At 63.3% G+C, this 8,800-nt stretch carries 7 protein-coding genes and 1 pseudogene; 2 read left to right on the top strand and 6 right to left on the bottom strand.

Features of this window, described 5'->3' with window-relative positions; all coding sequences use genetic code 11:
* The 6 genes and pseudogenes from I5W_RS25560 to metG form a co-directional block, all read right to left on the bottom strand.
* Nucleotides 1-736 (bottom strand): annotated as a pseudogene (locus tag I5W_RS25560) (carbohydrate ABC transporter permease); the annotation flags it as partial.
* Nucleotides 737-763: 27 nt separating this feature from the next.
* On the bottom strand, nt 764-2,056 hold the full coding sequence (locus I5W_RS25555; RefSeq protein ID WP_044531363.1) for an ABC transporter substrate-binding protein: 1,293 nt from the start codon (nt 2,054-2,056) through the stop codon (nt 764-766).
* 53 nt (nt 2,057-2,109) lie between these two features.
* The gene (locus tag I5W_RS25550) at nt 2,110-3,150 is read right to left on the bottom strand and encodes an ABC transporter ATP-binding protein (protein ID WP_044531362.1); all 1,041 of its coding nucleotides are present in this window, start codon (nt 3,148-3,150) and stop codon (nt 2,110-2,112) included.
* Between the two features lie 22 nt (nt 3,151-3,172).
* On the bottom strand, nt 3,173-4,123 hold the full coding sequence (locus I5W_RS25545) for a sugar-binding transcriptional regulator (protein ID WP_441294740.1): 951 nt from the start codon (nt 4,121-4,123) through the stop codon (nt 3,173-3,175).
* Nucleotides 4,124-4,407: 284 nt separating this feature from the next.
* Nucleotides 4,408-4,887, bottom strand: coding sequence for a GNAT family N-acetyltransferase (locus tag I5W_RS25540; RefSeq protein WP_013235036.1), 480 nt, complete (start codon nt 4,885-4,887; stop codon nt 4,408-4,410).
* A gap of 41 nt (nt 4,888-4,928) precedes the next feature.
* Nucleotides 4,929-7,001 carry a methionine--tRNA ligase gene (metG, locus tag I5W_RS25535; protein ID WP_044531360.1) on the bottom strand — a complete coding sequence of 691 codons (2,073 nt, stop codon included), beginning with the start codon at nt 6,999-7,001 and terminating at the stop codon, nt 4,929-4,931.
* Between the two features lie 223 nt (nt 7,002-7,224).
* Between metG and apbC the strand changes: the two genes are divergently transcribed.
* Together apbC and I5W_RS25525 are read left to right on the top strand one after the other, a co-directional pair.
* Entirely contained in the window at nt 7,225-8,313 is a 1,089-nt protein-coding gene (gene apbC, locus I5W_RS25530) for an iron-sulfur cluster carrier protein ApbC (protein ID WP_017454709.1), read from the top strand.
* Nucleotides 8,314-8,447: 134 nt separating this feature from the next.
* Nucleotides 8,448-8,800: glutamate--tRNA ligase (locus tag I5W_RS25525; protein WP_044531359.1), on the top strand; the 353-nt coding region annotated here is incomplete at its 3' end.

Below are 8,800 nucleotides of genomic sequence, written 5' to 3'. Positions count from 1 at the left end.
AGCAGCAGGGTGCTGGCATTGTCCGGCCACCCTTGGTCATCACCACGATGTGATCCACCAGCCGGAAGGCGTTGATGAGTGCGTTGATCAACACGAAGAGGGTGGTGGGCATCAGCAGCGGGAACTGCACGCGCCAGAAGTATTGCCAGCGCGAGGCTCCCTCCAGCGCGGCCGCTTCGGCCAGCACCGGCGAGATCTGCTGCAGCGCGGCCAGGTAGAAGATCATGAAGAATCCGGCTTCCTTCCACACCGCCACCACCATCAGCGCCCCCAGCACCGTGTCGGGATTGCCCAGCCAGTTGTGCGAGGGCAGGCTGAGCGCGCCGGTGATCTGCTCCAGCAAGCCGTATTGCGGGGTATAGAAGAACAGCCAGATATTGGCCACTGCGATCATCGGCAGCACGGTCGGGGTGAAATAGGCCAGGCGCAGCAGCCCCCGCCCGGCCAGTTTCTCATTGACCCATAGCGCCATCAGGATGGCCAGGGCAATGGCCAGCGGGATGGTGCCCAGGGCAAACCAGAGGTTGTTGCACAGGGCCTGCCAGAACACCGGATCGTCCACCATGAGGCGATAGTTTTCCAGGCCGACGAAGACCGATGGCCGGGCTCCCTTGGGCGTGGAAAAGAAGCTGTGCCAGAGCGTGGCCAGCGCCGGGTAGTGCGTGAAGGCGAAGAGCAACACCATCGCCGGCGACAGCAGCAGCCAGGGGATCACGGAGGAGGGCAGGCGTTTCATCGGCAGGCCATGTGCAACGGAGGCGCCTTAATGGCCGTAGCTGCGCAGGATGCGCTCGGCTTCGCGCTGGGCATCCTTCAGGGCGGCTTGCGGCGTCTTGGTGCCGGACAGGGCGGCCTGCAGATTGTCGTTCAGAGCCTTGGTCACGCGCTGGTTGTCGTGGGTGGACAGTTCAGCCACGCCATACTTCATCTGCTCGCGCGCGACGTCGGCGGCCGGAACGTCCTGCAGGTATTTCTTCATCTCCGGGGTATCCCAGGCATCTTGGCGCGGCGCCACGTAGCCGGTGGCAATTGACCACTGCGCAGCACGCGCCGGTTCGGTGGCGAAGCGGATGAACTTCATGGCGGCCTGCTGCTCGGCCGGCGAAGTCTTGTTGAAGACGTAGAAGTTGCCGCCACCAGTGGGGCTGCCCGGATGCTTGATGCCCGGCAGCATCGCCACGCCGAAGGGGAAGCTGGCGTTGGTGCGGATGTTGGTCAGGTTGCCGGTGGTGGTCCAGACCATGGCGGCTTTCTGCTCCAGGAAGTCCTTGGGGGTGGTGCCCCATTCGATGGAGCCGGCGGGCATCACCTTGTCGCGGGTGGTCAGATCGACCCAGTGTTGCAGGGCCTGCACCGCGCCGGGCTGGTCGAAATAGGTCTTGGTGCCGGCGCTGTTCATCAGGATCGTGTCATTGGAGGCGGTCATGGCCTGGAACATCCAGTAGCCGAAGCCGGTGGAAGGAATCTTCACGCCCCATTGAGTGACGTTGCCGGCAGCGTCGCGCTTGGTCAGCTTCTTGGCGGCTTCCACCATCTCGTTCCAGTTGGCGGGGGCCTTGTCGGGGTTCAGGCCGGCTTCCTTGAAGAGGTTCTTGTTGTAGTACATCACGATGGTCGAACGCTGGAAGGGAATGCCCCAGGTCTTGCCGTCGGTCTGGCTGTTTTCCATGAAGCCCTTGTAGAAGCCGTCGATCCACTTCTTGTCGTCGGCGCTGCTGGCCAGGCTGTCGATGGGCACGATGGCGTTCTCATCGATCAGGGTGAAGAGATCGGTTGACAGCAGCACGGCCAGCGTCGGCGGGGTGCCGCCCTTGAAGGCGGTCAGCGCCTTGACGATGCTTTCCTGGTAGGTGCCGGCATAGATGGCCTTGACCTTGATGTCGGGATTGGCCTTTTCGAAGTCGGCCACCATGCTGTCGATGGTCTTGGTCACTGCGCCGCCCACGGCGACCGGGTAATAGAAGCTGATCTCGACCGGATTGGCGGCCAGCACCGGCGCGCTGAAAACGGCCGTGATGGCCACTGCGGCCAGGGACTTCAGGAAGGTTCTACGCATGATGCATCTCCATGAGGTGGAAGGTTGGCTTGCTGCGGAAATCGTGGTGCGGGTCAGGGGCGGCGCAGGCCGCTGTGGCGCTCGAAGAAATACTGGTCCTCAGCGTGCCAGGCCAGGTGGATGGCTTGGTCAGCACGGAGCTTGTGTCGCCCCGGCGCGCGCACCAGCAGGGGCGCCGCGCCGATGCGTGCGGCCACGATGGTGTCGGCGCCGAAATATTCGACGTTGTCCACCACGGCGGGCACGCCGGCGTCCGCCAGGTGGATGTGCTCGGGCCGCAGGCCCAGGTGCAACGGCGTCTGGCCGAGGTCCTTGAGGATGACCTCGCTGCCGGGGATGGAGAGCCCTTCTGCATGGGCTTCCAGCGGCAACAGGTTCATCGGCGGCGTGCCGATGAAGCGGGCGGCGAAGGTGGTCGCGGGCTGGGCGTAGAGATCGGCCGGTGGCGCATCCTGTTCGATGCGGCCCTCGCGCAGCAGGATCACCTGGTCGGCCATGCTCATGGCCTCGGTCTGGTCGTGGGTGACGTAGATCATGGTCATCTTCAACTGCTGCTGCAGGGCGCGGATCTCGCGCCGCATCTCCTGGCGCAATTGCGCATCCAGGTTCGATAGCGGCTCATCCATCAGACACACCGGGGCATCGGCGATGATGGCGCGGCCCAGTGCCACACGCTGCTGCTGGCCGCCGGAAAGCTGTGCGGGGCGGCGTTCCAGCAGATGCGTCAGGCCCAGGATGTCGGCCACGCGCTTCAATCGCGCTTCGTAACCGGCACGCGGCTCCTTGCGCACGCGCACGCCGAAGAGGATGTTGTCGCGCACGTTGAGGTGCGGAAACAGTGCGTAGGACTGGAACACCATGGAAATCTTGCGCTGCGCCGGTGGCAGTTGCGTCACGTCCTGGCCGCCGATGTGGATGCTGCCGCTGGTGGGTTTGTCCAGTCCTGCGATCAGGCGCAGGGTGGTCGATTTGCCGCAGCCCGATGGCCCCAGCAAGACCGTGAAGTCACCCGACTTCACCTCGAAATCGATGCCCTTGACGCCCTGGGCCTCGCCCCACTGCTTGCAGACGCCCTGCAAGGAAATGGCTGCCATGTGTCGTTCCCCTCTTGCCGGATCAGACCGACGCCGCGCCGCTGCGGATCTGCTCGACCAGCAGGCGTGCGCTCGGTTCGTCGATGATCAGTTCATTGATGAAGCCGCCACGCAGGGCCGCCTTCAGGCCCGGCAGCTTGCCGGTGCCCGCGACCACACACAGCGAGTGGGCGGCGCGGGTGAAACAGTCCATGTCGGGGCCGCTGTTGCGGGCATTGATGGCGACGTCGCGCCAACTGCCGTCGGCACGGAAGAATACGGTGGCGATATCGCCGACCAGGCCGTCTTCACGCAGGATGCGGCGTTCTTCTTCGCCTAGATAGCCAGCGGTATGAATGTAGCTTCCGGTAGCCTCGGCCCCGATGGAAAACAGCAGGATGGAGGCACGGTCCTGCAGGTCGCGGATGGCCTTGATGCTCTTTTCGCGNCACAGCGCGCTGCGGGTTCGGNNGTAGTCGAGAAAGGCCGTACCCGGCAGGTGATGCGCGCGCGCGCCATAGTTCTGGGCAAAGCGCGAGACGATGGATTCGCTGAAGCTGTTGATGAAGCTGGCGCCGCTGCCTGAGCCATTGAGCGCCACCACGTCGACGTCATGCACATGGCGCGGCAGCAACTGGTCGGCGATGTGCGCCACCGTGGTACCCCAGGCCAGGCCCATGACGGTGCCGGGGGTGACCAGCGAATTGACGTAGGCAGCGGCATGGCCGGTGACGCGCTGCAGGTTTTCCTTCTCGGAGGCGGCGGCTGCTACCGGCACCACCTGGATCGAGCGCAGGCGGTAGTGATGGGAAATGGCTGCTTCCAGGCTGCCCGAAACCTGCTGCGGATCGTGTACGCGGATTTCCACCAGGCCTCGATCCAGCGCATAGGACAGCAGGCGCGAGACGGTGGCGCGCGAGGTGCCGATTTCGTCCGCGATGGCGGCGGTGGTCATGTTCTGGAAGTAATACAGTCGCGCCACGCGTACCGCCATATAGGCGGTTTCCTGTCTATCCCCTTGGGCCATGGTATTTGTTCTGATGTCGTGAAAGTGAAGAAACGGTCCATGCCCGGACCTGCCCCCCGGCAGGCCAGACAGCACGGCCACCTGACAACGTTTTCACGATGGTAGCGAGCCATTGTTACGGCTTGATGAACAAATGTTCTTGCAGCCCGATAGGCGCTCGCTCCTGTCGCTGCGGATGGCTCGGATAAAACAAAAGCGACGCACCAGGCGTCGCTTTGAGGGGGAGAGGAAGGAAGAACAGCGGGACGGAATCAGTGCCGCATCACCCGCCGCATCACGATGGGCGGGGCTTCCTGCGGATTGGCACGGGTGTATTCCAGTTCCGGCGCGATCTCGAAGCCGAAGGCCGCGTATAGGTCGACCAGTTGCGCCTGGTCGGTGCGCACCGCCAGTCGCAGTTCGCGCACGTCGGCTGACTGGGCGCGGTGGATCAGGGCTTCCATCAGATGCTGCGACAGGCGCTCGCCGCGGAAGGCTGGGGCGATGCCCATGCGACGGATTTCCCAGACATCGCTTTCGGTATCGAGCGGCAGCCAGCGCACCGAACCGGCCGGCGTTTCGCCACTCAGCAGGATGAAGGCACCGCCATGCTGCAAGTCTTCCTGCACATGGTCCGGCGCCTCGCGGTGGCCGGAAGAACTGGGCGCCACCTTGTTGGCCCAGCTATGGCGTGTCAGTTCGGCAATCAGACTGGCGTCCTCCGAGGTGGCTTCACGTATTACCAGATTCATGACCTTCTTTCCTCCTGCTCAGGCTATGCGGCGCTGGGGGCTTAACGTACCCGCATCCCCGGCTCGGCACCCGGCCACGGGTTCAACACGTAGATGCCCGGATTGGCCTTCTCATCCTTGGCCGAGGCCGCCAGCACCATGCCTTCGGAGACGCCGAACTTCATCTTGCGCGGCGCCAGGTTGGCCACCATCACGGTCAGCTTGCCGACCAGTTCTTCTGGCTTGTAGGCCGAGGCGATGCCGGAGAAGACGTTGCGGGTGCGACCTTCGCCGGCATCCAGGGTCAGGCGCAGCAGCTTGGTGGAACCTTCCACGGCTTCGCAATTGACGATCTTGGCGATGCGCAGATCGACCTTGGCGAAGTCATCGATGGAGATTTCCGGTGCCAGTTCCTCGATGTCGCTCTCTGCGGCTGTGGCTTCGGCGGCAGCAGCGGCAGGCGCTTCCGGTGCTTCGAAGAGGGCATCGAGCATCTTCGGATCGACGCGCTGCATCAGGTGCGAATAGGCATTGATGACATGGCCATCGGCCAGCGGCGCGGTGACATCGCTCCACTGGAAGGGCTGGACCTGGAGGAAGGTTTCCACCTGGGCGGCCAGTTGCGGCAGCACCGGCTTCAAGTAGATGGTCAGGATGCGGAAGGCTTCCAAGAGGCGGCTGCAGACTTCGTGCAGCTGTGCGTCGCGCGCGCTGTCCTTGGCCAGTTCCCACGGCTTGTTGGCGTCCACGTAGGCGTTGATGGCGTCGGCCTGCTCCATCACCAGGCGCAAGGCCTTGCCGTATTCACGCTGCTCGTAGAGGCTGCGGATCTCGTCGGCCACGCCGCGCAGCTTGACCAGGAAGGCATCGTCAGCGCTGGCCCACTGAGTGGACACGCGGCCTTCGAAGCGCTTGGCGATGAAGCCGGCAGCGCGGCTGGCGATGTTGACGTACTTGCCGATCAGGTCGGCATTGACGCGGGCGACGAAGTCGTCCGGGTTGAAGTCCACATCTTCGACCTTGGCGTTCAACTTGGCGGCGATGTAGTAGCGCAGCCATTCCGGGTTCATGCCGATATCCAGGTAGCGCAGCGGCGAGATGCCGGTGCCGCGCGACTTGGACATCTTCTCGCCGCTGACCGTGATGAAGCCGTGCGCGAAGACGTTGGTGGGCGTCTTGCGGCCGGCGAACTTGAGCATGGCAGGCCAGAACAGGGTGTGGAAGTAGGTGATGTCCTTGCCGATGAAGTGGTACTGCTCGGTCTTGTCGTCGGCCATGAAGGCGTCGAAGTCGCGGCCGGTCTTGACGAAGTAGTTCTTCAGCGAGGCCAGGTAGCCGATGGGCGCGTCCAGCCAGACGTAGAAGTACTTGCCCGGCGCATCCGGGATTTCGATGCCGAAGTAGGGCGCGTCGCGGCTGATGTCCCAGTCGCCCAGACCGCCTTCGCCATCCAGCCACTCGCGGGCCTTGTTGGCCACTTCCGGTTGCAGGCGGTCATTGTCCAGCGCCCATTCGCGCAGGAAGGCCACGCACTTCGGGTCAGACAGTTTGAAGAAGAAATGTTCAGACGACTTCATCACCGGCGTGGCGCCCGACAGCGTGGAGTAAGGATTCTTCAGATCGGTCGGGGAATAGACCGCGCTGCAGTTTTCGCAGGAGTCGCCGTACTGGTCCTTGGTACCGCACTTGGGGCATTCACCCTTGATGTAGCGATCCGGCAGGAACATGTTCTTCACCGGATCATAGAACTGGTCGATGGTCTTGGTGGAGATCAGCTTGGCCTCGTCGCGCAGGGCGCGGTAGATCTCCTGCGACAGTTGGTGGTTCTCCGGGCTGTCGGTGGAGCTCCAGTTGTCGAAGGCGATATGGAAGCCGTCCAGGTACTGCTTGCGACCGGCCGCGATGTTGGCCACGAACTCTTGCGGCGTGATGTTGGCCTTTTCGGCGGCGATCATGATGGGCGCACCGTGGGCATCGTCGGCGCCGACGAAATGCACCTCATTGCCCTGCATTCGCTGGAACCGGACCCAGATGTCGGCCTGGATGTATTCCATGATGTGGCCGATGTGGAAAGCGCCGTTGGCGTAGGGGAGTGCGGTCGTGACGAAGAGTTGGCGAGGTGCGGAAGTGCTCATTGGCGATACGGACGATGCAAGTAGGTTAAGGCGCGTGCGCGCAAAAACAGCAAGAAAACTGCCTGTAAAGAGGGGCATTCTATCAGCCAGCGGCCCTGTGGCGCAGTAGTTGCTCCATTGAAATGCTTTTTTGCGGGTCGTCAGCGCTGTCCGGCTTGATCCGTCCACAGGGCGGCGCGGGCCTGATTGGTTTAGACTTGCGGGTTCTGAGCAAGGAGAAACAATGAGCATTACCGTGGAAGAGATCAAAGCGGCCCTGTTGCAGGTGATCGACCCCAACACCGGCCGTGACCTGATCCGTGGCAAGGAAGCCCGCAACATCCGTGTCGAGGGCGGCCGCGTGCTGCTGGACGTGGAGCTGGGTTATCCGGCGGCCAGCCAGATCGCAGCGATCCGCCAACTGGTCGAAGCGGCGCTGGGCAAGTTGCCGGGCGTCACTGGCGTGGAGGCCAACGTTACCTTCAAGATCGTGGCGCACGCGGTGCAGCGCGGCATCAAGCTCAAGAGCAACGTCAAGAACATCATCGCCGTGGCTTCCGGCAAGGGTGGGGTGGGCAAGTCCACTACCGCCGTGAACCTGGCGCTGGCGCTGGCGGCCGAGGGGGCGCGTGTGGGCATTCTGGATGCCGATATCTACGGTCCCTCGCAGCCCATGATGATGGGCATCTCCGGCCAGCCCGAGACCAAGGATGGCAAGACCATGGAGCCGCTGGAAAACCACGGCCTGCAGGTATCGTCCATCGGTTTCATGATCGACCCCGACGAACCCATGGTCTGGCGCGGCCCCATCGTCACCCAGGCCCTGCAGCAATTGCTGGACCAGACCAACTGGCGCGACCTGGATTACCTGATCGTCGATATGCCGCCCGGCACTGGCGACGTGCAACTGACCTTGTCGCAGAAGGTGCCGGTCACCGGTGCGGTCATCGTCACCACGCCGCAGGACATCGCCTTGCTGGATGCGCGCAAGGGCTTGCGCATGTTCGAGAAGGTCGGCATTCCCATCCTGGGTATCGTGGAAAACATGAGTATGCATGTCTGTTCCAACTGCGGTCATGCCGAGCCCATCTTTGGCGTAGGCGGTGGCGAGAAGATGTGTGCCGACTTCGGCGTGGACTTCCTGGGCGCCTTGCCGCTGACCATGGAAATCCGCCAGCAGACTGATTCCGGCAAGCCCACCGTGGTGGCTGATCCTGAGGGCAAGGTGGCCGAGATCTACAAGGCCATCGCTCGCAAGGTCGCCGTGAAGGTGGCCGAGAAGGCGCGCGACATGACCAGCAAGTTCCCCAGCATCGTGGTGCAGAACGACTGATGCCGCCCCGCAGGCTGGCCGCCGGCATGGCGTGCCGGCCTGCAAAGGCGTTAAAATGGCGCCTTTCCGATTGAATTCCCCAGACTGATGGCCGGCCCTGGTCTCCAGCGCCGGCCTGGTTTTTACTCGCTATCATGACTGCCACTCAAGTTCGTACCCGTTTCGCTCCCAGTCCCACCGGCTACCTGCACCTGGGCGGCGCCCGCACGGCGCTGTTCTCCTGGGCCTATGCCCGTCGCTTCGGCGGCACCTTCGTATTGCGTATCGAAGATACCGACGTCGAGCGTTCCACCCCGGCAGCGGTGCAGGCCATCATCGAGGGGATGCAATGGCTGGGCCTGGAGCATGATGAAGGTCCGTTCTACCAGATGAAGCGCATGGATCGCTATCGCGAAGTGATTGCGCAGATGCTGGAGCAGGGCACCGCCTACTACAGCGACTGCACCCCGGAAGAAGTGGAAGCCATGCGCGAACGCCAGCGGCCGCC

Source organism: Herbaspirillum sp. B65 (assembly GCF_000333555.1).
Lineage (GTDB): Bacteria > Pseudomonadota > Gammaproteobacteria > Burkholderiales > Burkholderiaceae_D > Herbaspirillum > Herbaspirillum rubrisubalbicans.
The sequence above is the reverse complement of the archived record's forward strand: the minus strand, read 5'-3'. Positions and strand labels throughout refer to the sequence as shown.